The organism is Candidatus Protochlamydia sp. R18 (assembly GCF_000648255.1).
Taxonomy (GTDB): Bacteria; Chlamydiota; Chlamydiia; order Chlamydiales; family Parachlamydiaceae; genus Protochlamydia; species Protochlamydia amoebophila.
The window spans coordinates 53,736-79,383 of the sequence record NZ_BASL01000611.1; the positions used below are offsets into that span (position 1 = coordinate 53,736).

A 25,648-nucleotide genomic window follows, 5' to 3' on the forward strand; every position below is an offset into this window, starting at 1 on the left:
ATCATAGCGAAGCAAGCTTAACCTTTTTAAACTTTTGAGATAAATCATGCAAAAAATTCAAAATAGCTGGAAAACCCATTTAAATCAGATCAATTTTAAATTATCTTTTAAAATCAGCTTAGCTGCTTTAACCAGTTTATATGTTTGCCATGAGTTAGATCGATATATTAAACATCCTGATATTTTTACAAGCGGGCTATGGTGTGTCATCGCCTCTATTTTCGCTTCGTTGCCCACTTTAGGAGGGACATATAAAGCAATTTGGAATCGATTTTTTGGAGTCTTAGTGGGATCAGCGATAGGGGCTTTTTTCGCCTCTCAATGGGGAGCTCATCCTTTTGTTTTAGGAATGGCTGTTTTTACTACCTCGATAATCAGTTTTTTATGCGGGTTAAAAGAGAGCTATCGAATGGCTTGTTTATCAGTGGCAGTTATTATCATTCCTTGGGGAATGCATCCTACCTTAAGTCCTTGGGCTTATGCTTTTTACCGTTTTTTAGATACTTGCATTGGATTGGGGGTAGCGGTCTTTATTGCTAAAGCTGTTTGGCCATCACAAGCATTCACAGTTATGCAAAAACAAATGTCAGATGTTCTCAATCAAATTAGACAAGCTTATGAATACATTGTAGTTTCGGCTGATCATTTAAATAAAAGTGATGCAATTTTAAAAAGTCTTTTAAACGATGTTGACCAAACATTTAACCAAATTCATGTAAATTTGGAAGAATCAAAAATTGAATTATTTGTTGGATTTTCACCTGTTACTCTTTGGGTGGACTTGTTAAGAGCTTTGGAGAGACTTTGGGGAAATGTAAAAGATTTAAAAAAAGTTTTTAATTCTGTGTTGGAAGAGATTTTTGATGAAGAATTAAAAAGAGAAGTTTGTCATTTGAATGAACAAATTGATTTCATATTGAAAGATTTGTCGGAGAATTTGAAAACAGGCGATACGCAGTATAACTATTCTCAAATTCCCTTGTTACAAGAGGCGTTGAACAACCAACTTGTTCGTTTTAGAGAAACAAAAAACACAAAAAAATACAGTCTTGATCGAGTGGAGACTTATTTTGTTTTTTTCTATAATTTGAAATCGATTTTGGATGAATTGCAACAATTACAAAAGATTATTCATCAAGATGTTAACAAAATCAACCATGATTAGCTTCTCATGGTCTTATCAACATTAGTTTGAAAATCCAAAAATACTTTTAAACCAGGACTTCTTTTTTGGTTTGGCTTTACCTTCCAAAACATCGATTGCTTCAGAAATTGCTTCTTCTTTTGCTTGTCCACCTTTAAAAATTTCAAATTGCTTATTATTTTTATTGACAACGATCACTGAGGGAGTTGCGTTGATTTGATACTTTTTGACAATTGAATCAAAAAAATCAATCCCCTTACTAATATCTTCGTAGGCAAGTTCTTGAAAATTTAACTTATTACATTTAGCTATTTTTTCAACGTCAGAATCTGTGGGTTTTTGATTTTCTTTTGTTAAACAGATTAAGGCTTGGCGAGCTTTGAGATAGTTTTTCTTTTCAAAAATCAAAAATGAGAGGTGATAAGGAGAAAAATTAGAGCTTTGACGATTGATTGGATAATCAATGAAATAAAATGCCGCTTTATTTTTAAATTTATCATACAGATTTTCTAATCTAGGTTCTAATTTTTTACAAGACCTGCAAAACCAGTCTGAGACAATATAAATTTCGATAGGGCTATCACTTTTACCGAGGACAACACGTTGTTTTAAGTTTTTTTCACAAATTTCTTCCTTTGCTGTTAAGTCTATACTCATGAGAAGAAAGAAACTGAATATAAAATGAAGGGCGATAGACTTGAATGTGTGAAAATTCATATAACCTCCTGAGAATTAATTCAATCGTAATCATCAAAAATAATGATGACAATTTTGATAACTCAAATTTGTAATATATGGTTTATATTTGCATAAATGGCAATCTTTTCCAAGAGTTATACAATAAACTTAAAATATACTCTAAAGCTTCAGATTTTTATTGAAGTTAGCGTTGAGTTTGTAAAAACCCTTCTTCAATACGTTGACGTTAGCAAATTCCTAGATTTAATAAATAATTATTTTTAGCTAATCTTCTGTTCTTTTGATAACATTCTGTTTGATCAAAAAATGTCTATTTTGAAGCATAAAAGTGTAAAGACTTGTTAAAATTGAAAATAAATTTCTTAACTTAAGATAATTTCATGATCAATGAGTTGAAAATTCATTCTAATTCAGCATCGACTCAGAATTTAAGCGATGCTGAATCCTTTTACAAAGTTTACTCTTTAATAGTAATATTGATAATTTTTTGTTCTTCCACTGGACGATCTCCAGGACCTGTTTGAGTGTTTTCGATTTTTTGAACGACATCATAACCTTTAATGATCTCTCCAAAAATCGTATGTTTTTTATTCAACCAAGGTGTAGCAGCTGTGGTAATAAAAAACTGGCTTCCATTAGTTTTTGGGCCAGCATTTGCCATTGCTAATAAGCCTGGGCGATCAAACTTTACGTTATCAGAAACCTCATCTTCAAAAGGTTTATTCCAAATCGATTCCCCTCCACGGCCGGTTCCTGTTGGATCTCCTCCTTGAATCATAAAACTTTTGATTACTCGATGAAAAATAACTCCATTGTAATAACCGTCTTTCGCGTGCTTAATAAAATTTTCTGTTGCTTTAGGAGCAACATCAGGTCTTAAAGCGACTTCAATTGTTCCTTGAGTAGTTTCAATTTGAGCAATAGGTTGATTAGGCATAGATTCCTCTTTAGCTTGTAGGGGAGTTAAGGTATGAATAAGAAAAGTTGAAAGTGTAAAAAAAGTAAAAGTGAATAAATTCATTTTCCCTCATTTTTAAATTGTTATTCTAATTCTTTAAAGAATCAGAAACTTGTTTTATTTTATTGAAAGAAGCAAGAAAAGTATGGATGATCCCACTTCTAACACCGTAATCTTCAAAAGTTTTTAATCCTTCAATTGTCATTCCTGCAGGTGAAGTAATTTGCCATTTTAAATCTGCTGGATGTTTATCAGTTGTTTCTAAGAGTGCTAGGCTTCCTTTAAGCATTTGGAAAATGAGGGACTTCGCGTCCGTCATTTGAAATCCCATATAAATTCCAGCTTCAATCATGGATTCAACAAGAGCAAATATAAAAGCTGGTCCAGATCCAGTTAGAGCCGTTAATGCATCAATTTTAGATTCTGGAAACCAATAAACTGAACCTAATGGATCAAAAAGAGCTTTTAACTGCATTTTTAGCTTATCAGTTAATTGATCATTCTCAACTAATCCAATGACTCCTTTTCCGTGAATTAAAGCTAGATTAGGCATCATTCTTACAACAATCGATTGAGAGAAACGATGTTTTAATGTTTTATAATTTATTCCAGCTAAAATACTTACAATAGTTTGATGGGGTTTGAGTAGGGGAGCTAATCGTTCTGCTAAATCGTCTAAATTTTGAGGTTTGACAGCCACAAGAATTAAGTCCGCTTCTTCAATAGCTGAAAAAAGATCTGCATAAGCGGTTGCTTGTATTTGTTTAGTTAAAGATTCTGCGGTGGCAGGATAATGATCATATAAAGAAATTTGATGATTCATAGACAACCTTTTGGCAATTCCAGAACCCATATTTCCACAGCCAATAATTGTGATATGCATTTTTGTCTCCTCAATCTTAATGGACATTTGCAAAGTAATTAGTTAAAAGTCATTTTGGTAAACATCGATGATTTTATGAGAGGTGAAAAAAAGTTTAAAAAAAACATTGTATGAATAGCAAATTGTCACACAACATACCAATATCTAAAATTAAGATCATTAAAATTTTCGGAGAGGTAACCATGCGTGTTTTTGTTACAGGAGTGACTAGTTATATCGGTCTTGCCAGTTGCAAAAACATTTAGTTTAAAAGAAAAAATTTAGACTCTTTCATTAAAGAATTAACAAAAAAGTTTGGAGATTTAGCTAATGAAATGATGTTACATTCTCAAGTCAGTCATTCTGTATCAAACATTTATTGAATGGACACATTCAACATGCCTTTTTTATTAGTGAAATAAAACTTCTATGATTAAGTTTGGGAAATAACTCAGCAAATAGAAAGGTTTTAATCGCTAATTTGAACGATCAATATGTTTGCCAAGAAACTCTAAAATCGTTTCTGTTACCAAAATGGGTTTTTCTTCATGAGGGATATGGCCACAGTTAGGAATTAAAAGACAATCGGCTTGTGGAAATTCTTTAACAAATCTTTCATAATGGGTAAGGGGAATTAATTTGTCTTTATCTCCCCAAATAATTAACAAAGGATGTTTGAGAGAATTGTACCGTTGGCTTAAATCGACTAACTTTTGTTTGTCAAATTGTTTTAAGGTTGTTAAGGACGCCTGTGTTCCGCCTGGAAATTGATACGGGAAAGAATAAGCTAAAACTTGTTCCTCAGAGACAGTATCTGGATCAAATACAATTTGCTTCAATCCAATCCTGATGACTGGCGGAGAAACAAAGGAAAACCATAAGGGGTCAAGGTGCCTTGTTAAATAAAGATAAAAAGGAAGATCAAGAGGATATCCTAAAGCATTAATCAATGTTAAAGAGCTCACTTTTTCGGGATAATCTAATGTTAAATTTAAAGCTAAGCCACCTCCCATTGAACTTCCAATTAAATGAGCGGAAGAAATTTGTTTTGCATCCATAAAAGATTTTAACTGGTCGATAAAGAAATCGGCATCATACGCAGCATTTAAGGGTTTATCACTTAATCCATATCCGATTAGATCAATTGTCCAAACATGATAACCAGCTTGTGTTAGAGGCTCTATTAGGTACCTCCAAGTAAAAGAATGAGCACGAAAACCGTGAATAAGTAAAAGATGTTTAGAGCCAGATCCATGTTCAGTGTAATGGACTTGCCAATTTCCTTGCGGAGTTTGCCATTCCCAAAATAATTTTCCTTTTTTTAGCTCGTCTTGTTTTTCCGCTTCCAACAAGGAAATAGCTGTAAAAAAGTACAAGGTAAATAACACTGCCAAAATAGTAAAACTTGGAAAAATGAAACGATAAAGAAATTTTCTCATTTTATGCTCACAAACAAAAAACTTTAGTTAATCATACTTAGGGTGGCTAAATCGGATAAAGCCTTTCTTGCGATTTCACTTTCGACAAAGAGTGCAAACTTAGATCAAGAGATTTTCAAACTCGTATTAAATAAGGTTTAGAGTGTAACAAAGAAACAAGATTCTACTCTATTCAAGCCTAAAATTGTATGTATAATATTTCCAAAAAAAACACCAATCCTTTGAAAAAAAATTGACAGCCTAACAACTTATTTAAAAATTTTTATTGGATTTATTTTAATTAAAATAATTTTGTTTAATATTTTAATATTTAATGCCTCAATCAATATAGAATAATTTTAAAAAACTAATACATTAGGAAAATTGGTTTGACTTTGCGCGCTAAATGAAGTTTCTTACTTATTTTTTTGCGAAGGAAGTCTCAATGACACATTGACATGCTTCAATTGCCAATCCATAACAGGCAAAAAGAATGGGTTCATCTATAAGGGAAAATAAAATCATTTATGTCTTTCTCGTGCAAGACAGTTCGCGATCCATCTACAAAACAAAATAATTTCAGAAAAAAATCAGGGCGAATGCGGTAAGAATTATTTGGAAGAGTTTTATTAGAGGAAATTGGCAGAATTTTTGATGCTCCCATGTCATGGTTGTTAAAGTTTATAAATAAAATCATTAAAGCACACTCAAAGTCTTTAAATGCAAATGTAATTTATATGGAAGAGATTGAAGTAACTGAAGTTGAGCTTGATGAACGATAATGAAGCTGTAACAAAAAAAACTAAGCGTTATGGCTTTGTTTTCCGCGCTGCAACAAGACAATTTTTGGCGATGTATATAGGAAAAATAATAAAAATTCGCAAAAAATTAGTCCCTTTAATTTATCATCTTTTTAGCCATTTCTAATTTTTTAGATAGAATTCTTTTCCTCTATTTATTTTGTTTACCTATTTGTTTTCTATAGCAACTTTTAATTAAAAAAGTTCGATAGGAAATCTGTCCATAAAGTCTTCTATTTTCATAACTTTCCATAATCAATGAGTAAACAAATTTCATTTGTATTGAAGCTATTTTATTTTATAATTTATAAAAAATTATAATATTAAAAAATATGAATAAACAATTTGATAATTAATGTTTTAAATAAATAATGCTTTTTAATCTATTATTTATTTAATAATTAAATAAATAATAGATTATAATTAAAATATAACACTATTAACAAGTGGTATATTTATGAATACAGAAAGTTATTTTTCAAAAGAGTCATTGAATTTATGGAACAAAGAATCTACAAATATAGGTAAGTTAGAAGAACATCAAACATTATTAGAGCCACAATCAGAAAAATGGGTAGGTAAATTAAATAAATATATTTTAGAAGGAAGTATAACGTCTAAAGATGTTGATCGTATTGAGAAATATATAAAAAATAAAGAGGGAAGAAAGGAAAATGTTTTATTAGTTTGTAATAGGTTAGTTTGTATAAGTAGAATAGCTATAAGAGAAAAGGTTATTAGTGATGATAAAACAGAAGGAAAAAATTGTAAAGAGTTTATAGAAAAAATTTCAACAATATTAGCTAACTGTTCAATTGAAGATATCGTAAAGAATATTTCGGATTCAGATTTATTTAATAAAATTATCGAAGAAAAATTAAAAGAAGAAAAATTAGACTTTGAGTCAATTGAAAAAATAATTGATAAAAAAATTACAATTAAAGATAGATCTGGTATTAACAAAGAATTGATTAAAGAAATAAATACTTTAAATACAAAAGAATTCTTAAAAATCGCAAATAAATTATCCGGATACAGGCAATTAAAAAAAGAAGATTTAGATGAAATTGTTAAATTTAAAATAACAAACACTTCCGATATTGATGATAAAATATCTATCATAAATAAGTATAATAATAGCAAAGGTATAATAGACGATGTTATTCAGCAGTTTAAGCCAGCTAGTCCAGAAGAAGGAATAAAAATTGCCGAAGAATGTACTTTACCTTCAGAAAACAGATCTATTCTCTTTCAAAATTTTTTGAGTACTAAAGAAGAAGTGAAATTAGAGGAAGCTCTGGAGTTTCACGAAAAATTAGGCTTATCCTTAGAAGATTTAGCAAAACAACTTCCTTTGTTGTTAAAAACTTGCGATATGGAAAAAAATGATTATCTTGCAAACGTAAAGATTAAAGAAGCTTTAACCAACCCTCAAGTAAATTGCCATTTTGCTTCGCATCTGTGCATCGTCAAACCACAGTTATTATTGACCCTATTTGGAGAACATGGGTCTCACAAGGATAACTTCAAGATTGATAAACAATTAGAAGTTGTAAGAAATGTGGTGGCTCAAACGAAAGATTTTAAGGAATTTGAAGAAACACAATTACAGGATTTAATGTTTAACCTGATAGACCAAGGATTTGAGGAATCGCTAGACGAAAATGCGTTTTCTTGTTTAGTAGCTATCAACAAAAGAGATCACACTTATTTTATTGAAAATATGTACTCTATAACGGAAGTTACTTACAAAATAGACACCCCACGTTTGCTAGCTTTGCAAAGAGAAGAAGGACGTGCGGAAGCAACTACTTACTCTGATATTTCGTCAAGTTGGAGAAAAGAAAAGAAAGAAGAATATTTAGATGCGTTATTGAGCGATCCCTCTACACAGCAGCTTGCTTTGACACGTATTGATACTGGTAACCAACAAAAACCTAGCGAAAGGATTGAATATATTTTAGAGAATCTCGATAAAATTCCTTTTGATGAGGCAATTGAAGCAATCAAAAAAGATTTTGAAAAATTTTCCGACGTTAGTGATTCTTTATTGGTTAAAATTCTAACAAATTTCAATTTAAATGCGATCAAAGGTGTGAATGAAGAAACGAATAAAAAAACTTTAGACATCTTCGAAGAAGAATATCCTAATTTAGCTTCAATTTTAGAAAAGCTGAAAGAGACCAAGAATGATTATGCTTTAGCAAAAAGCTTATTTTCGATTGCTTATTTGATAGACAATATACCAAAAAAAGGTGATCAAAACAAATTTCGGGAATTATTAGAAAAAAAAGAAATACAAGCATTAATTATCCAAATTGCCACTATGAGGAAACCGGACGAAGCTCGATTTTTTTTGATGAATCGCTTTATGGAAAATATATCGAAGCCATCTTCTGATGATGATGCATGCGAGTTAATCGAAGATTTAAAGGCAACACAAAAACAAGTTGAAGCTCATAAACTAATAAAGTTACAAGTATCCTCATTTTATCATCCTTTCCAAAAAGATTTAGGGGAGTTATTCGGTACAAATAAAGACTTTATTAGTGATACGGATTACTTACCGAACATTTTAGAAACTTTACAAGACATTCATCGAGATTCTCTTTTAACGGGAAGCGAAAAGAAATACCTAGTAGATTTTATCATAGGAAAAGTTCCTTCCCAAGTAGAGCTCAATCCAGCACAAATAAAAAAAAATTTAAGCAGTGTAAAGGCAATTTTACGCTTAGGAGGAGCTAATTATTTATGTCAAGCAAGTTTAGAAAAAGCATTCGAAGGAGATCATGAAACATTATTAAATCGACTAGGAGGGCAGTGCTTATCTGAATTGATGAAGGGACATTTATCCGATACAATTTCTTTACAGCTTATTGAAAAAATCAATAAGTCTAGAGATTTCAGTTGGGTTTTAAATATTGCTGTGAAATTAAACATGTTAGATTCTGATAAAAAAGATGCTCATCTCAAAATGTTTGCTGAAGCTCTTAAAGAAGATGTAGAAGGGCAATTTGTTGAAGAAAGATTCAATAAAAGTCCTCATTTATTAGCTTTAGCTAAAAAATTAGAAGAAAAAAAACAAAATAATTTTATCGAAGAGTGGAAAAAACCCCTTTCAGAAAAACCTTTAACCGTCTCACAACTGCTTGGAGAAACTGCTAAAACAGGAAGTAAAGTACTTAATGAACAGCAAGTGGCCAAGTATGAAGTGTTCTTTACTGATGACTTTTTAGATCTTGCGCAAATGGGAACTGAGGTTGTTGGAAGTTGTTTAAATATTAAAACAGGTAAATCAATAGACGTGATGACAATTCTAGGGAATGCGATTGATGGGAAAACGAGAATGTTGGCAGTAAAAACAACTCAAGATCCTCAACAACCTTTGCAAGGACGCGTGATGCTAAGACTTTTGTGGGATGAGGAAGGTAAAACTCCTGTGATTATCATGGAAGGAATTCGAACTCGCAAGCCAGGAGACCAAGAGGAAGCTCAAATTGTCGATCAGGCATTACTAGAAGCTTCAATTCAAGTTGCTGAAAAGCTGGAGGTTCCTTTGATTTGCGGATTTACTGTTAAACCTCAGCTTGATGTTGATTATGAACAATATCCTCATCAAGTGCAATCTTTGGCTCCCAATAGATCCCCATCAGAGAAATTTGATCCTCTTGAGGAACAAGGAGAGGGAGCGATTGAAAGAACCCCAGAAGAATTGTCCGGTTTATATATACTCAAAAAGACAAACACAATATGGAAGCCTTAAGGAAGCTTTAGATAAGCTCTCTTGAGTTACAACATTAGTTCGGTGACCAAAGGATTTGAGTCTTTGAAATTGTAAATTTGCTACTTTGGCAAAGCTCATCCTCTCCTAGAGCTCCTACAGCATTACAACATTCAATAGGAGCTCTTCCTCCTAGAGAAAGAATAGGTCGAGGATAAGTTGGATAGGTTTGATCTGAAGAGGAGTAGGTTTTCAAAAGAGGGCAATTCATCTTTTTAGCTTTTTGAATGGCGGCAGTCATAATCGCCTTTTCCATTTGTTCATATGGAGTGGAAGATGTTTTACTTTCTTCATAAGGAAGGGAACTAAATAAAGTATCTAGTAAAAGAACACAATTTTCTTGATCGTCTATTAAAAAACTAAGTTTAGCTCTGGCAATCATTTTGCCATTCTTTCCACTCTTTTCTTTGATGCAAAATATTTTATTTTTCCCATCAAGAGGGATAGCTAAAAAACTTTGATTGTCTTCTGGATTACCTCTGACAGATAAGCAGCTTCCAGCAACTTCTGTTGTGCAAATAAAAATTTCTTCGATTTGATCCGTTTCTTCTACAACGCATCCCTTTAGTGTTAATCTCGGGGATGCATTTAAAAAATCGGTAATTAAACCCTTAATTTGATTTTCTTGCCAAAGATTCATCAAGTTTGAATCGATCTTATGCAAATTGTGAAGGTGAGGGCTCAGATTTCCTCGATATCTTTTTTTTGCATACTCTCCAGAAAAAACATCTAAAACGAGCTCCTTAAGGGAATTTAAAACAATCTTTTTTTCTTTAGCTTTAGGTAGGTTTTGTAAAGTTTTTGCGTAGACAATTAAAGCTTCTGGAATTCGAAATGACCCAAATGTACGTATGTAATGGTCGAAAAAATCATCTAAATCTAATTCCTTTATCTGGAGATAATTATTAAAAATGGAAAAAAATAGCTCTTTCAAATTTAAGGAGGATAAGCAGTTGTTTTCAAAAAGTTTTGGTTCTTGGAGGCTCAGTAAGTCTCGCAAAGCATATACATTAAAAAGGAAAAACCGCGCAGTTGCACTAGCTTGTAAAATGCCAAAAAGTTGGTTTTTAGTCTTTGTTGTATAGCAGGTCGATAGTTGTAATGATAGTAAAGTTGATAAGCTTACGAGATGGTTTTGCTTTTGAAAAGAAGCATATAAATCTTGAGGAATTTTAAAAAGGTCGTAAATTATGAGAAATAAAGAAGGGGAGTGGTTGAGGGGATATTGATTTAAGAGCTTTTGAATAATTTCAGGATCCATTAGATATGCTGTGAGTTGATATCTTAAAGAATATTCAGATGATGCAATGAGAGGAACAATCGATGCAACGTAAGCTAATTCTTTTTGTGAAAAATTGCACGTTGAAATATGTTCCAAAAGAAATCCTAGCCAAATACACAATTCTTTCCTCGAATAGAAAAATTCATTCATAAAATTGCATTGAGACAAAAGAGAACTTAAAGATTCTTTTTCTTTAAAACATTTTTCCCATTGACTTTCAAGTTTTGAAATAACGAGTTCTTCCGCTTCACTTTCCATTTTGATTTGATCATATGTCTTAAGAATCGAGATAAAGCTTGATTGTTTAGCTAATTCTTCTCTTGTTTTAGCGAAAAAAGTAGCTTTCCAGTTTGAAATCAATCTTGGATATAAAGAAACTGCGTTAAGATAACATTCTAGCTTTTGTAACGACGAAATAGATTTGACATTTTCAATTTTATAAAGCATTTCCTCTGGATAAATAGCTAATAAATAGCGAATTATTTCAATTTGATGACGAGGATCATCAATTTTAAGATGTTCAATGATAGCTATCAAAGTTTCGGGATGGATTTGGCTATTTTTTTTAAGCAAAGAAATCATTTGTTCCGAACTTATATGCGACTTGACAATTTGATTTTGATACTTTTCCACTAACTCAAGAAATTGTTGAGGATGTATATCATTCCACACATTCAATATTTCATACATATCAGTGGACGAAAGAGAGAGGTCAGACAACATTTCAAAAAAGCTAAGAGAAATGCTTTCTTTGATGATTTGCTTAAGGAGGCTGTTAAAAGATCGCAGACCATCCTCGATTGTTATTAATTTATTTGTTGCAGCAATATTGAGAGATTTTTGAATATAAGAAATAAATTCTTTTGTATGGTTAATATTTTTGGTTACTTTTCCTATGATCATAGGTGATAAATTGAGCCGATTATCTAAACATGGATTTTGTAATAGTGTCGTTAAAAAAACTGCAAAAGTTTTTTTATTTTCTTCGTTTTTTATTAAGAACTTGGGTGCCTCTAATAACAAATGATCGACGTGTTGAAAAATCGTTGAAAACTGCATAAACCAAACCTTTTGAAGAAGATAAAAAATTTATTACAAGCCATTTAGGATTATTAATCAAGAGGGTTTGTTTTTTCATTATCCATTTACTTCGATACTAAAAGAATGCTTTTAGGAGCAAATGAGAAAAAAACACCTTAATTGACAATCTTTCTATTTAATGCATCATTTCCTTTAAATTTATTTTCAAATCAATTTCCCTGGCATAATTAACTCAGCTTATGTCATTTTATTCTAAATTGCGATCAAAGGAATAAGAAATCATTGCATAATAATTTCTATTTAAAAATTTAAATTTTAATTGTTTTTAATATTTGATATATCCATATAAAAATACTTGTTTTTATCAATAGGTTTTTTAAAGTGTCAGTAGGGATAAAAAAATTTATTTAATGATTTTTTTTGAAATTTTGAGTAGCATGCACCTTTTTGGAGAATTGACATGATACGTTTTATTTTTAATTTTATTTTATTTGGGATTTTGTTTTATCTCATCTATTTATTTTTCCCCGAAGCCTTTGATATGCTTGTGTCATGGGTGAATCAAATCTACATCTTTTTGAGAGAGGTCTTTATTCAATTATCTAGCAAAGTTCACACCTTAAAGAAGGAGCATATTAATTCACTTTATTTAGCCTATTTTTGCTAAGTATTTGAAATGGATTTGATAGAAGATAAAAATTTGCAGGTCTTTTATAAGATTTACAAATTTTTATTAGGAGTTTGATAGAGATTGCATAATTTTAACTCCCAGAAGTAGTGCCGATCAAGAAGCGCCAACTTCAATAAATTTTAAAGTACACTTCAAGTCGTAGCTGTCTCCAGAAGATGTAATTAGTGAAAATAAATTTTTTATAAATTAAACATCAGCTGTTGCTAGGGCTGGACCGAATCCTATAGAAATTTTGACAAATGAAATTCCTTTATCCAAAGCTATTTTACAAGCCGTTAGTTTTTTCCATTATTTAGATAGCAGGTTTCTAAGTTGATTAATTTAAGGCGAATAGGAAAAGTAAGTTCTACAAGATAGTTGAATTTTGCTTCAATTTTTTTCTTCTAGCCAACCCAAATTCATAACAAAGTCGATTTTATCCGCTCTTTTTCATTGGCTTCTGCCAGTTCTAAACATTTGAGCTTTTTTGAAGGCGTCACTTGTCGGAAGACCTGCAACTGTAATGATTTTGGTGGAAGAATGGGGCAGGATAAAGCGGGCAAAAAGGAATCCTGTTTAGTTAAAGACAAATACCATAAAATTTCTATGGAAGCGCTTCTCAGAGTACTCGGTCGATATTTTTCGCTGTTGCATACGGTATCGACTGGCTATACTCAATCATTTTGGCAAAACTTTCAACATTTTGCCTATTTTATTCTTTTCAAAGCTTTTTTGTTAACATGATTCACAATTTTCTGATATCCTTAATAATAAAAAAGAAACTATAAGAACACTTCTTTCTAATAAATTGTACTTACTCTTACTATAGAAAATAGGAATTTATTTGCTCCAACTCTTCAGCATTTGCATGTCTGACATGCTTGTTGTTTCGTTTTTGACATTTGTGAAGCAAAGCAAATAAAGAAAAAATTCAAGCCCTTTCTCTTCTTCATATTGGGTTGTTTTGTAAAATGTTTTTTTATAAAAATTTATATCAAATTTAAATTGAAGAGATTAATGAAACAAAGTGAACAAACCATTGAAAACGAAGATTATTTATGGGCTCAAGGACTTATTCTCAAAGATGAATGGGCGAATTATTTGACCCATGGACTGGGCTTAATGTTAAGTTTATTTGGCTTAATTTTCCTAATGATAAAGTCATTTTCAATGGAAGATTATTGGAAAGCTTTAAACTTTTTGATTTACGGATCTACATTAGTTCTACTTTATTTAGCTTCTACTCTTTATCATTTTTTTAAAGATCCTTCTTTAAAAAAATTATTTAGAAAAGTCGATCATTGTGCAATTTATTTACTTATTGCCGGATCTTATACGCCTTTTACACTAATAGCCTTACAGGGATTTTGGGGGTGGTTATTATTTAGTATTGTTTGGATTTTAGCCTGCTTTGGTGTCATTACTAAAGCTTTTTTTATTCAGCGATTTAAGACAGCCTCAACCTGGCTTTATCTTGGAATGGGATGGTTAATCATCATTGCTTTTGAGCCATTATTCAATTCCGTCTCCTCCGAAGGTTTATATTGGCTTTTTATTGGAGGAGGATTTTATACGGTCGGAGTCATTTTCTATGTATTAGACCGTATTCGCTTTTTTCATGCCATTTGGCATCTTTTTGTGTTGGGAGGAAGTATATGTCATTTTTTTGCAATTTTATTTCTCTAAAAATTTAAGCTTAGTTTTTTAACCTTTATTTTTAAATGCAAATAGATTCTTCTTCACAGAAAGCTTTTTTGTATTTCAATATGTATTTAAAAGCTTGACTTGCTGTCCAACGCGTCCTAGGATCGGGATCCAATAAGTTAAACAACAAATGGTCAAGAGGCGTTGGAGATTTTAAAGAAGTAATCGTTTGTCTAAAATCACAAATTTCTTTTTTTAAAAAGTCTAAATATTTCTCGTCAGATGAGATTGCTTTATACCAAGGATATAAACTTTTATAAAAGAGCAACCAAATAATACAAGCGGCTCCCCACATGTCTTTTTCCTGGCCAAATGGCCTTTCCAAATCTTCAAATATTTCTATAGGTAAATATTGAAATGTACCGCAGCGTCTCATTAATTTTTCTTTCTCCGTTATATGACAGGAATATCCAAAGTCTATAAATTTAAGTTGTAAATTCTTAATAAGAATATTATCAGGTTTAATATCACGATGGAGATAACCATTAGAATGAAAATCGTTTAAAAATTGTAAAAGTTGGAACATACAATTATATTTTTGATTGCTTGTGAGCTTTTCTCTTTCATCGATTAAATTGTTAAGTAGTCCCCTTAAATCTTTAGGGCAATATTCCATGATAATGACTTGCCTTTCATCAAAAGATAGATTTGCTGGATAGTAATGAATGGAATACGTTTTAACGACTTGTGGATTACTAGCTAAATTTGTAAGAAAACGTTCTTCATTGATTTGCATTTCTTTTAATTTTTTTGCCTCAGAATCCCTTTTTAAAATTGTAGTAATTGCCGCAGCATATAGTTTAGGTATCCCAGTTAGTTGAAAGATTTTATAAACATTTTTGTGTCTTCCTTGACTAATAAATGTGGATGGATGAGATAAAAATAAAATAAAAATGGCATGATTGTGAATTTCTAAACAAAAATTTGTATCGAAGTAGGAATTGAGTGCGGTTAACGCGATTTGATGCCAAATAGGACCGGTTATAGTAGCTGGTTTTAATAAAGGCAGATTTTCTGAAAGAAATTCAAAAGTTGAGGTAAGTTGAGTTTTTGTTAAAGGAATTTGCAGTTGAAGTAACAAATCAATGTTAGAAAACTTTAGAAAAGGAGTCAAAGTTTTTGAAGCGTGTAATTGCACATTTTTTACGGTAATCGCAGATGTAATAACTTGAATAATATGATTCCTTGAACTTTTCCAAGTTGATTGAGTTACCGAGAATTCGTTAACAATCAATGGAGCTAAATCTTTTATTTTTGTTAAAGTTTCTAAATCAGAGCTGGAATCCTTACTATCAATAGAACAAAAAGAAAATGTTGAGCTTTCGCTTGAAAGATCTGTGTAAGAAGAGCTTGTGCAATTATTTCGATAATTCATTAAAGGCATTGATAAACAATTCCGCATTTGCATACATAGATCCTTTTGACTAAAATTTAGTGTTCGAGTAATAGCAAGAGTTGAGCAGGGACTGATTTAGAGTTTATTTTGAATATTTATCAAATAAGCGACTAAATTAAAAAAGTCAAACCTTATTGCACCATTAAATAATTAAAATAAAAAATTAATATTTTTTTATTTCAATGAGATGCATATATTTAAATTAATAAATTTAAATTTTATGTTTAATAATATAAATCGTAAATATTCAAAATTAAAATTAATATTTATATTTATTTTGTGTGCCTTTCAAAAAATTGAAGGGATCGAGGCACAAAAAAGTTTAGCTATATGTACTCTCTTTCAAAATGAATCTAAATATCTTCCTGAATGGATCGAGTTTCACGAAAACCAAGGGGCATCTCATTTTTTCCTTTACAATCATTTCTGTACTGAAAATTGGCAAGACATCCTTAAAAAATACATAGATAGAGGTTTAGTCGAAGTTATTAATTGGCCTTATGAATATGCCACCGCAGCTGATTGGACACGCATTCAATGTCGAGCCTATATGGATGCAGCACTTAGATCGAAAGGAAAATATCAATGGTGTGCTTTTCTCGATAGTGATGAATTTCTTTTTTCAGTCGAAGGATTATCTTTGTGTGAAGTATTAAAAGAATATAAATATGCTCCTGGTGTAGTGGTTAATTGGGTTATGTATGGAACCTCCCACGTTGAAAAAATTTCTGAAAGCGAAAAAATGCTCGATCTTCTAATTTGGAGAGCTCCTCTTGATTTTCCAGCAAACCTTCATTTTAAAACGATCGCAAAACCAGAAGAAATTAAAAATTGTTTTAATCCTCATGGGTTTATATTTCATAATGGAAAAAATGCTGTTGACGAAAATCACCAGCCAAAAGCATTTTCTGATTGGAATTCTTTTTCGGTCAATAAGCTTCGCATTAATCATTACTGGTCTCGTGATAAGGAATTTTTTTATCAAGTTAAAATTGCCCGAAGATTTAAGTTTTTTGAGGGAGGGGAAGAGCCAATTGCTTTTGAAGCAGCTATGAATGTTGAATATGATCCTATTTTATCATCAAAAAAAGATTAGACCATAGATTAAAAAAATGTGAATATCTTTTTAAATTAATCATCCAGCTTGCTGTTCCAAAATCGCGGGATTTTGAACAAAATGGCTAAAATCTTTCTCATTTAAAGCAATAAGTTGCGTATCAATGAGAGAGGAAAGCCTTTTATAATGAAAGCAGTGGCATTAATAAATTCTTGCCCTTAAATGGGCCTTTCATCCTGAGTATTTTGAAAAATTCTGCAATGAATTAAGCTCTCTAGTTCTTGACGTTCGGTATCAATTATTTGAAGAGACAAAATAAGTTTTTTGGGAAATCCGCAGGTAATATTTCATCAAATTTCGTTAAATTATTTTTTAAAAATCTTAAGCATTGAGGGATAGAAAGTATGTCTATATTGTCTTGTTTAAATCCCAAGGATCCAAGCTTGTAAATATAATTTGACCAAGAACATTTTTATTATATATATAATATTGTTATTTTTTTGCATTAGCTGAGTTAGCAAATTTTAAATAAAATTTACTTTTAAATTTATTTTTAACTAAAAAATAAATGCTTTTTTCAATACAAATTTTTATTCTTGAAAAGCCTCTCTTAATTGATCTTGAAAACCTGCTAGTAGGCTAAGCGTACCTCCCGAATGAATGATCAAAATACGGCCTTCTAAAGCAGAAGAGTTAATGATTTTTTTGGATTCGTGAAAAAGTTTTCCTGTGTAAATAGGATCAGTAAAAAAACCTTCAACTCTAGCTAATTGGATAATATCTTTAAAGGAATGAGAATAAAGTTGCCCAAATTTTTTACCTTGTTTGGGTCTATAGAGTTGAAAATTTGAGGGAAATGGAAGTTGAGATGTCCCTATCAATTGCTCAAAATAACGATGAAAGCTTGCCAACTGTTTGAGAAAATAAGCTTCATTTTCAGCCATTAAGACCACATGAATTTGTGTTTTTTTGCCGATCCAATAATAGGCTAGAATTAAAGCGATAGCAGAGAGCCCTGTTCCTGAGTCTATAAAAAGATGATTGAATTCTAGTTGCGTATCTGCTTCGTTTTGAATGATATCTAGAGGAAGCGTTAAAGCTCCTGGAAAAGCTTCAGGGATGCAAGCGCCTTCTGGTAAAATACAAATATTCTTTTTATCTTTAGCATAAAAATAAGCTTGTTCCAGAACACTTCTCCATTCTTCTTTTGAAAACCAATGAATAGAGGAAGCGGGGGTTAGAAGCGATGTGAAAAAGCAGTTACCTTTAAATTCTCTTTTGGGGTCACCTCTTAAAAACAAGGTAGCTTGAATTTTATTTTCAATAAGAAGTTGTAGAAAGCTAAGAACATGGTTAGAGTAAGCACTGCCAATGACAACAACTTCTTCAATTTTGTTGTGAATAAGAAAAGGGATCAAGGTTCGGTATTTGCGTATTTTGGAGCCTGAAATCCCGAATCCAAGTTCGTCTTCTCGTTTGACAAAGCAACAGCAGTTTGAAGAATTAAACGAGGACAAGGCATGAATGCGTGAATGACTTGGATAAGGCTGCTGATCAATTTTTTGAAGAATTTTTATTAGTTGTTGAATTTTCTCCATATCTATAATTTTTTAAGAAAGATAATGAATGAGTACTTTTTCTACACGCCTTCCATTCATTTTTACAACTCGAAAGCGGAATTTTTGCCACGTAAAAGTATCTCCAATATTAGGAATGCTTCCGATTTGTCGCATACAAAACCCACCTAGTGTTCGATAAGTTCCTTTTTCTTCTTCAGGAAGATTATCAAAATCAAATTGTTCTTTTAGTTCATCTATGGGTAGCATTCCATCAACTAACCAAGAGCCATCTTTTCGTTGAATGATTTGTGTTTCTGGTAAAATAGAAGTAGAGGGTACATCGCCAACAATGGATTCTAACACATCATGCAATGTAATAAGTCCTTGTACTCCTCCATACTCATCAGTGACAAGTGCTATATGATCAGGGGTTTTTTTAAATAAGTCCAATAATTGAACCACGCGCATATTTTCAGGTACAAACAAAGGAGCTTTAACAAGAGTTTTTAAATCAAATTTTCCTGTTTTTAAAATTTCATTGAGAACATCTTTTGTGGTAACTAGACCAATAACTTTATCTAATTCTCCATCGCAAACAGGAAAGCGATTATGCGGAGAAATGTTGATTTGTTTGAGAAGTTCTTCTGTATGATGATTTAAGTCTAGCCATTCGATATCCATTCGAGGAATCATAAGAATTCCCACGCGTCTATTTCCAAGTCGAAAAATGCTTTCAACCATATCATGTTCTGCTTCTCTAATCACACCTGCTTGAGAGCCTTCTTCTAAGATAAGCTTAATTTCTTCTTCAGTAATTTTGTCATGAGTTTTACCTCTAGCAAGCAATTTCGCAATGTACTCGAACGAAACTACAAATGGATAGGTAACCCAAATTAAAAATTGTATGCAGTAAGCACTTACAGGAGCAAGTTTTTTCCAGTAAAGAGCCCCAAAAGTTTTTGGGATCATTTCAGTTGCAATTAGCATTGTTAAAGTCAATACAATAGAAGCAAAGGCTAAAGTATGATCGCCAAAAATTTCTACCACTTTCGCACCTACTCCCGCCGCCCCAAATGTGTGGGCAGACGTATTTAAAGTCAAAATGGCTGCTAGGGGGCGATCAATTCGATGTTTAAGTTCTTCTAGAATTTTTCCAGCTTTGGGTTTTTTTTTCTTTAAAAGTCCAATGTAACCATTCGTGCAACAGAGTAAGACTGCCTCTAAAATGGAACAAGTAAATGAAACAGAATGAGAAAAGACGAAATAGAATATTAGAGCTGCCATGATTATTATTTCGATTGTTAAAAAGCATAGAAATTGAAAAATTAGAGCTTCAGAAAAAAACTTAAATTTTACAATCTACGAAAATTTAACAATTTGCTAATCCTCAAATTTTATTGTTTGTTTAGAAACCAGTATTAACTAACTTAGATGGATGATCCAGAGTAATAGGCTTTTTTAATGCCTATTATATAGATTGTATATTTTGATACCATAATTACTCTTCCTCTGTAAAGAAGATGGATTGAAAGATTTAAATTGCTTAAGTCAGTCAATGAAGATTTTTGAGATTAATTTGTTGAAACAAATAAAAAAGTTTCTCTATGTTAATCAGTTTAGTAAAACTCTAATGGCGTATATGAATTACTTTTTAAGTATTATTTTTCTATTTTTTATAAATACTTGTGAAGGTTACATTTACGATCTTTCTGTCTGCGCTATTTTCAAAAACGAAGCCCCTTATTTAAAAGAATGGATAGAATATCATCGTTTAATAGGTGTGAAGCATTTTTATTTATATAATCATGACAGTACAGACCACTATGATTGTATTTTAGAGCCTTATATTCAGTTAGGGATAGTTGAGCTTGAAAATGCCATTAATTATCCTGATTTTAATGGAACACAAGTTGATTGTTATAATAGATGTTTGATTAAAAGCAGAGGAGTTTCTACATGGGTTGCTTTTATTGATATCGATGAATTCATTTTACCAGCTTTAAATGTAGATTTAGCTTGGCTTCTTTCTCATTATATAAATTATGCAGGAGTCGCTTTAAATTGGCGCTGTTTTGGAACGTCTCAAATTGCTAATTTAAAGGAAGATGAGCTTATGATTAGTCAATTAGTCATGTGTTCGCTCCCTGACTATTCTGCAAATGTTCATGTTAAAAGTATCGTGCGCCCAGAGTTGGTCGTTCAGTTTTGTTGTCCGCATAATCCAGTTTATGTACCAGGTTATTATGCTGTAGATGTAGATAAGTTTCCTCAAGAAGGTCCTTTAAGTCAAACTGTTAAACTTAACCAAATTAGAATTAACCATTACTGGACTCGTGATGAACATTTTTTTACTCAATATAAAAAACCTCGACGCTTGGCATGGGGTGATACAGAGGCTCAAATTCACTTATTTTTAAAAGATTTAAACGTTGATCGTGATGAGACTATTTTAAGGTATGTTTCAAGATTGAAAATAGCAATAAAAAAGTAAATTTTTTTAATCCCTACCTCACCCTCACAAAATTGATAATGATTGCTAGCAGCACAGATTTTTAATATATAAGCCTACTCAAAAGTTTCTTAAGACCATTTTTGAAACAAAAAAAATTAATTAAGTAACCCATTGTTGAGTTTATTGAAAGAACAAGCTATAAAAAAAAATTCACTTTATAGAGAGTCTTTTTTCGAGGTTTATGGCTTAAATTAAATGCATCTCATTTTTGTTATGACATCTCGCACAATTGTGAGAGACATGATATTGGATAGATGGGATATAATCGTTTATTAAAAAGCTTTAAAAAATATCAAAAAACAGGCTCATTTATTTCCTAAACTCTCTTATAATAGATGTCGGCATATGTCAGATAAACCTCTTTATACTAATCGTTTAATTCATGAGAAATCCCCCTACTTACTACAACATGCACATAATCCTGTTGACTGGTATCCATGGGGAGAAGAAGCCTTTCATATTGCGAAAACTCAAGATAAACCTATATTTCTTTCGATTGGTTATGCGACTTGTCATTGGTGCCACGTAATGGAACGAGAGTCTTTTGAAGATATAGAAGTGGCCGATTCAATGAACCAAACTTTTGTGAGCATTAAAGTCGATCGAGAAGAGCTACCAGAAGTAGATAGTTTATATATGGAATTTTCTCAGAGTATGATGGCTGGGGCGGCGGGATGGCCACTGAACGTTATTTTAACACCTGATCTTGAACCCTTTTTCGCGACTACTTATTTGCCATCTCATAGTAGTCATGGAATGATGGGGTTGATCGATTTAATTCAACGAATTGCGGAGCTTTGGTCAAGTGAGGAAAGAGAAAAAATCATCACACAAGCAGAGAAGATTGTTGAAGTGTTTTCGAAGGCTGTTCATACCACAGGAGAAGATGTTCCTGATGAAGAACAAATTTCTATCACAGCAGATTTATTATATAAAATGGCTGATCCAACTTATGGTGGAATTAAAGGAGCTCCGAAATTTCCAATAGGTTATCAGTATAGTTTTATGTTGCGATATTATGCAAATATGAAAGATAGTCGTGCCCTTTTTCTTGTTGAAAGAACCCTGGATATGCTTCATCGGGGCGGGATTTATGATCATTTAGGGGGAGGTTTTTCTCGTTATAGTATTGATGAAAAATGGCTTGTTCCTCATTTTGAGAAAATGCTTTATGATAATGCAATTTTAGCTCAGAGCTATTTAGAAGCTTGGCAATTGACTAAAAAAAATCTTTATAAAGAGGTTGCTCAGGAAATTCTGAACTACATATTGCGTGGCATGACTTATTCAGATGGAGGATTTTATTCCGCTGAAGATGCAGATTCGGAAGGACATGAAGGATTTTTTTATACGTGGAAAGAGGAAGAGGTAAAAGAAATTCTAGGGGATCATAGCCAATTATTTTGCGAATATTATGATATCACCGCAGAGGGCAATTTTGAAGGAAGAAATATTCTTCATACTCCTTTAAATTTAGAAGAATTTGCTTCTAAACATCAGCAAGATATTGATCAATTAAGAATTATGTTTGACAATCAACGGAAAAAGTTGTGGTCTGCCAGAGAAAAGCGAATCCATCCTCTAAAAGATGATAAAATATTGAGTTCTTGGAATGGACTGATGATTTATTCTTTTGCTGAAGCAGCATTTACATTCGACTGCCCCCTTTATCTAGAAGCTGCAGTTAAAGCGGCCCGCTTCATAAAGAACAATCTTTGGAAAAACCAGAAATTATTACGCCGGTGGAGAGAAGGACAAGCGATGTTTCAAGCTGGTTTAGATGAATATGCTTTTATGATTAAAGGGGCACTATCTTTATTTGAAGCTAACGCTGGAACGGAATGGTTAGAATGGGCAATAGAAATGGCGACTTTATTGAAGGATCAATACAAGGCAGAAGAAGGGGCTTTTTATCAAACTGATGGAGGTGATAAAAATCTCTTACTAAGAAAATGTCAATTTTCTGATGGAGCCGAGCCTTCTGGAAATGCTGTTCACTGTGAGAATTTATTAAGGCTTTATCAATTAACGAATGAAGAAGATTATTTAGTACAAGCTGAAGATATCTTTAAAGGTGTTAAAGAATATTTAGAAAATTATGCCCCGGGGTATTGTTATCACGTCATGAATTTGCTACGTTATTATGATGATACAAGCCCTACAATAGTCATTGCATTAAATTCTACAAGAGAACATGAACAAGCTATTAAACAATTACTTTATCAAAATTTTATTCCTCATAAAGCAATCATTTGGCAAACACAAGATTTACAGTTGGAAGAAATTATTCCTTATGTAAAAGAGCAAGAAGCGCGTGATGACCAAACAACTTTATATATTTGTTACGAGGGTGCATGTCAACAACCTATCATAGATTTAAAGCAGATGAAAGAAGCTATTGAAAAACTTTGAAACACGCCTTAAACTTTTTTCCAAGAGAGGGTACTCCACAGAAAAATATTTATATTTCTTGCTTTAAGAGTTTATAATTAAACGTTTCTATAAAAACCGCAGAATTAGTATAATAGGCTTCTTTAACCATGGCGGATAATGACAGCAATTTATAAAAAACTTTTGGAAATTCAAGATACTCAGACATTTGACCACTTGGATTATTTCAAAGATTCACAAATGTGGACTACAATGACGACTGATGAGCGGTCTTTATTTGCCCGTTTATTAGTCTTACAAGGAGCCTCACAACTTGCTGAAGGCAATCATCAAGTCTTGGGCAATTTTGAAATTGCTAATCAAGTAACTAATTATTCTCCGGCTATTCTTTATCAACAAGGACTCGTTTTTGCTGCTTATCCAGACAATTTACGCTGCCTAAATTATGCTCATCAAGCTTTTGATCAAGCAACTCAAAAGGATTCGTCTTTATTTGATGCTTGGTATCAAGGTGCCTTAGTTTTGTTAAAAATAGGTATGTTTGAAAATGATTTTTATCACTTAACGGAAGCCCAGCAAAAATTTCAAAAAGCTTCTAATATGCTTATTGAGAATTCATCTGTAGAAAAAGAATTTTATTGGAAATGGGGTCTCTGCTTAGCTGTTTTGGGTCGTTGCTGTGGCGAACCAAATGATTTTTACCGTTCGGTCGAAAAATATCGAAAAGCAGAAGAAGTGGGATCTGCTAGCGAGGAATTTTATATTGATTATGGGCATGCTTTAGCCGATTTAGCTTCTTTATTAGATCAGACCACCTACTATCATGAAGCATTGCAATGTTTTAATCGCTCCACTCAAATAAATCCTTTGAATTTTGAGGGCTGGTATCAGCAAGCCTGTTGTTTACTTCGTCTTAGTGAAACTTCTTTAGAACCTTTTTTTATCGAACAAGCGGATGAATGCTTTGCAAAAGCTTCTGAATTAGACGCGCTAAATAGTTTGCTATGGCTGAAATGGGGTCAAATGGAAATGCTTTTTGGAAAAGCAACTCGAGATTTAAAGAAAGTGGAAGAAAGTTTGAATAAATTTCAAAAAGCAAATGACATCGATCCGAATCATCCTCATGTTTTAAGTAGTTGGGCTGAAACAGAACTCTTTTTAGGAGCTCAGCATGAAAAATTAGATTGGATTCAATCTGCCAAAACAAAAATTACAAAAAGTTTGGAGATTAATCCTGAGTCTCCAGATGGGTGGTATCTTTACGGCTCTTGTTTAAATGAGTTGGGCCGCTATTTTGGTGAGGAGGTTTACTATCGTCAAGCAATTGAAAAATTTCAGTATGGTTTGTCCCTGACACGACAAAACCCACTTCTTTGGTATGGGCTCGCTCTGGCTCACTTTGCGATTGGAGAGTTGAGTGAAGATCAATTATTTTTTGAAAAGGCAGTTCATTACTGTTCTCGTGTCATCGAGTGTGGCGGAGGAGTTTTTGCTCAATTTTGGAATGACTGGGGCGTCTCTCTCATGAAATTAGCAGAAATGACAGGTCAACGACATTTAGTCGAACAAGCAATTGAAAAATTTGAACGAGCACTTAAACAGCCTCTTGTTGATCTAGACATGACTGATTTAGATTTAGAATGGGTCTATAACTATGGTTGTGCCTACGATTTATTGGGTGATATCACTGAAGAGCCTCAATATTTTGAAAAGTCTATTCAAATTTTATTACAAATTTTAGAACTTGACCCCGATTATGTTCAAGCTCGATACAACCTTGCAATGGCTTATTCCCACTTGGGAGAAGCTTTGTGCGATATCGAGCCTTACTTTAAAGCGATTGAACATTTTCAATTAATCCTTGAACAAGATTCTGAGGATGAAATCATTCATATGGATTTCGGTGTTTCTCTGATTAATTTAGCGATCTTAGTTCATGACATTCATCATATTGAAAAATCTCATGGCTTTTATAGGCAAGCTGAAAGTCATTTAATGCAATCGATTGCATTAGGCAATACACAAGCTTATTATCAGATTGCTGGTTTATATTCATTGACAGGGCATTCGCAGCATGCCATGCATTATCTTGAGAAAGCGTTAAATTCCGGGGCTCTTCCTCCATTGGAAGATTTACTTCATGATGAATGGTTAGAAGGTGTTAGACAAACTCCCGCTTTCAAACAATTTATTAATCAACTTTCCAGTCAGCATTTTAATGATGACAAATAAATGAGTTTACATTTCTTAAACTTAATAGAAGATAAATGATACTGCTCATGTTTTTTTAAAGGTTTTTCGTGAAAAAACCTTACTTTTTATCTTTATTATTAGAAAATCATTTCTATTGCTTTTAATTATCCTTAAAATTAGT

General features: G+C 32.2%; 16 protein-coding genes. 7 read left to right on the forward strand and 9 right to left on the reverse strand.

The features are described from left to right. The first annotated feature begins 46 nt into the window (after nt 1-46). Nucleotides 47-1,165 (forward strand): FUSC family protein, encoded by a 1,119-nt coding sequence (locus tag TY19_RS01320; protein WP_042279347.1) that lies wholly within the window; start codon nt 47-49, stop codon nt 1,163-1,165. 21 nt (nt 1,166-1,186) lie between these two features. Here the strand turns inward: TY19_RS01320 and TY19_RS01325 are convergent, their stop codons facing one another. The 4 genes from TY19_RS01325 to TY19_RS01340 all read right to left on the reverse strand — a co-directional run bounded on the left by TY19_RS01325 (nt 1,187) and on the right by TY19_RS01340 (nt 5,102). Next, nucleotides 1,187-1,861: a DsbA family protein gene (locus TY19_RS01325; RefSeq protein ID WP_042279350.1), complete on the reverse strand. Its 675-nt coding sequence runs from the start codon at nt 1,859-1,861 to the stop codon at nt 1,187-1,189. Between the two features lie 439 nt (nt 1,862-2,300). Next, complete coding sequence (locus TY19_RS01330; RefSeq protein ID WP_042279514.1) at nt 2,301-2,780, reverse strand: peptidylprolyl isomerase; 480 nt, start codon at nt 2,778-2,780, stop codon at nt 2,301-2,303. Nucleotides 2,781-2,889: 109 nt separating this feature from the next. Beyond that, nucleotides 2,890-3,684, reverse strand: a complete 795-nt coding sequence (gene proC, locus TY19_RS01335; RefSeq protein WP_042279353.1) for a pyrroline-5-carboxylate reductase — start codon at nt 3,682-3,684, stop codon at nt 2,890-2,892. Between the two features lie 455 nt (nt 3,685-4,139). Further along, nucleotides 4,140-5,102: an alpha/beta fold hydrolase gene (locus TY19_RS01340; RefSeq protein ID WP_042279357.1), complete on the reverse strand. Its 963-nt coding sequence runs from the start codon at nt 5,100-5,102 to the stop codon at nt 4,140-4,142. 1,236 nt (nt 5,103-6,338) lie between these two features. Here TY19_RS01340 and TY19_RS01345 point away from each other — a divergent pair. Continuing rightward, nucleotides 6,339-9,644 carry a hypothetical protein gene (locus TY19_RS01345; protein ID WP_042279360.1) on the forward strand — a complete coding sequence of 1,102 codons (3,306 nt, stop codon included), beginning with the start codon at nt 6,339-6,341 and terminating at the stop codon, nt 9,642-9,644. A gap of 34 nt (nt 9,645-9,678) precedes the next feature. Here TY19_RS01345 and TY19_RS01350 read toward each other — a convergent pair whose 3' ends face one another. Together TY19_RS01350 and TY19_RS16100 are read right to left on the reverse strand one after the other, a co-directional pair. Beyond that, nucleotides 9,679-12,003 (reverse strand): hypothetical protein, encoded by a 2,325-nt coding sequence (locus tag TY19_RS01350; protein ID WP_042279363.1) that lies wholly within the window; start codon nt 12,001-12,003, stop codon nt 9,679-9,681. Between the two features lie 1,071 nt (nt 12,004-13,074). Next, the gene (locus TY19_RS16100; protein WP_158383095.1) at nt 13,075-13,218 is read right to left on the reverse strand and encodes a hypothetical protein; all 144 of its coding nucleotides are present in this window, start codon (nt 13,216-13,218) and stop codon (nt 13,075-13,077) included. Nucleotides 13,219-13,672: 454 nt separating this feature from the next. Here TY19_RS16100 and trhA point away from each other — a divergent pair, with 454 nt between their 5' ends. Next, nucleotides 13,673-14,341, forward strand: coding sequence for a PAQR family membrane homeostasis protein TrhA (gene trhA / locus TY19_RS01365; RefSeq protein ID WP_042279368.1), 669 nt, complete (start codon nt 13,673-13,675; stop codon nt 14,339-14,341). Nucleotides 14,342-14,372: 31 nt separating this feature from the next. Here trhA and TY19_RS01370 read toward each other — a convergent pair whose 3' ends face one another. Continuing rightward, the gene (locus TY19_RS01370; protein ID WP_042279371.1) at nt 14,373-15,767 is read right to left on the reverse strand and encodes a protein kinase domain-containing protein; all 1,395 of its coding nucleotides are present in this window, start codon (nt 15,765-15,767) and stop codon (nt 14,373-14,375) included. Nucleotides 15,768-16,032: 265 nt separating this feature from the next. On the opposite strand from TY19_RS01370, the gene TY19_RS01375 reads away from it, so the two are divergent. Beyond that, on the forward strand, nt 16,033-16,851 hold the full coding sequence (locus TY19_RS01375) for a glycosyltransferase family 92 protein (RefSeq protein WP_226988455.1): 819 nt from the start codon (nt 16,033-16,035) through the stop codon (nt 16,849-16,851). 551 nt (nt 16,852-17,402) lie between these two features. Here the strand turns inward: TY19_RS01375 and TY19_RS01380 are convergent. Both TY19_RS01380 and TY19_RS01385 read right to left on the reverse strand, forming a co-directional pair. After that, nucleotides 17,403-18,410 (reverse strand): hypothetical protein, encoded by a 1,008-nt coding sequence (locus TY19_RS01380; RefSeq protein WP_052354717.1) that lies wholly within the window; start codon nt 18,408-18,410, stop codon nt 17,403-17,405. A gap of 12 nt (nt 18,411-18,422) precedes the next feature. Beyond that, nucleotides 18,423-19,655 carry a hemolysin family protein gene (locus TY19_RS01385; RefSeq protein ID WP_052354718.1) on the reverse strand — a complete coding sequence of 411 codons (1,233 nt, stop codon included), beginning with the start codon at nt 19,653-19,655 and terminating at the stop codon, nt 18,423-18,425. A gap of 355 nt (nt 19,656-20,010) precedes the next feature. On the opposite strand from TY19_RS01385, the gene TY19_RS11470 reads away from it, so the two are divergent. From TY19_RS11470 to TY19_RS01400, 3 genes are all read left to right on the forward strand, one after another. Continuing rightward, nucleotides 20,011-20,862, forward strand: coding sequence for a glycosyltransferase family 92 protein (locus TY19_RS11470; RefSeq protein ID WP_052354719.1), 852 nt, complete (start codon nt 20,011-20,013; stop codon nt 20,860-20,862). A gap of 366 nt (nt 20,863-21,228) precedes the next feature. Next, on the forward strand, nt 21,229-23,295 hold the full coding sequence (locus TY19_RS01395) for a thioredoxin domain-containing protein (protein WP_042279375.1): 2,067 nt from the start codon (nt 21,229-21,231) through the stop codon (nt 23,293-23,295). Between the two features lie 138 nt (nt 23,296-23,433). Further along, nucleotides 23,434-25,506 carry a tetratricopeptide repeat protein gene (locus TY19_RS01400; protein ID WP_042279376.1) on the forward strand — a complete coding sequence of 691 codons (2,073 nt, stop codon included), beginning with the start codon at nt 23,434-23,436 and terminating at the stop codon, nt 25,504-25,506. The last annotated feature ends 142 nt before the right edge of the window (nt 25,507-25,648 follow it).

Bases quoted from the DNA above. Each gene is read 5' to 3' on its own strand.
- TY19_RS01320 (WP_042279347.1), top strand. From the start codon at position 47: ATGCAAAAAATTCAAAATAGCTGGAAAACCCATTTAAATCAGATCAAT.
- TY19_RS01325 (WP_042279350.1), bottom strand. From the start codon at position 1,861: ATGAATTTTCACACATTCAAGTCTATCGCCCTTCATTTTATATTCAGT.
- TY19_RS01330 (WP_042279514.1), bottom strand. From the start codon at position 2,780: ATGCCTAATCAACCTATTGCTCAAATTGAAACTACTCAAGGAACAATT.
- proC (WP_042279353.1), bottom strand. From the start codon at position 3,684: ATGCATATCACAATTATTGGCTGTGGAAATATGGGTTCTGGAATTGCC.
- TY19_RS01340 (WP_042279357.1), bottom strand. From the start codon at position 5,102: ATGAGAAAATTTCTTTATCGTTTCATTTTTCCAAGTTTTACTATTTTG.
- TY19_RS01345 (WP_042279360.1), top strand. From the start codon at position 6,339: ATGAATACAGAAAGTTATTTTTCAAAAGAGTCATTGAATTTATGGAAC.
- TY19_RS01350 (WP_042279363.1), bottom strand. From the start codon at position 12,003: ATGCAGTTTTCAACGATTTTTCAACACGTCGATCATTTGTTATTAGAG.
- trhA (WP_042279368.1), top strand. From the start codon at position 13,673: ATGAAACAAAGTGAACAAACCATTGAAAACGAAGATTATTTATGGGCT.
- TY19_RS01370 (WP_042279371.1), bottom strand. From the start codon at position 15,767: ATGCAAATGCGGAATTGTTTATCAATGCCTTTAATGAATTATCGAAAT.
- TY19_RS01380 (WP_052354717.1), bottom strand. From the start codon at position 18,410: ATGGAGAAAATTCAACAACTAATAAAAATTCTTCAAAAAATTGATCAG.
- TY19_RS01385 (WP_052354718.1), bottom strand. From the start codon at position 19,655: ATGGCAGCTCTAATATTCTATTTCGTCTTTTCTCATTCTGTTTCATTT.
- TY19_RS11470 (WP_052354719.1), top strand. From the start codon at position 20,011: ATGAATTACTTTTTAAGTATTATTTTTCTATTTTTTATAAATACTTGT.
- TY19_RS01395 (WP_042279375.1), top strand. From the start codon at position 21,229: ATGTCAGATAAACCTCTTTATACTAATCGTTTAATTCATGAGAAATCC.
- TY19_RS01400 (WP_042279376.1), top strand. From the start codon at position 23,434: ATGACAGCAATTTATAAAAAACTTTTGGAAATTCAAGATACTCAGACA.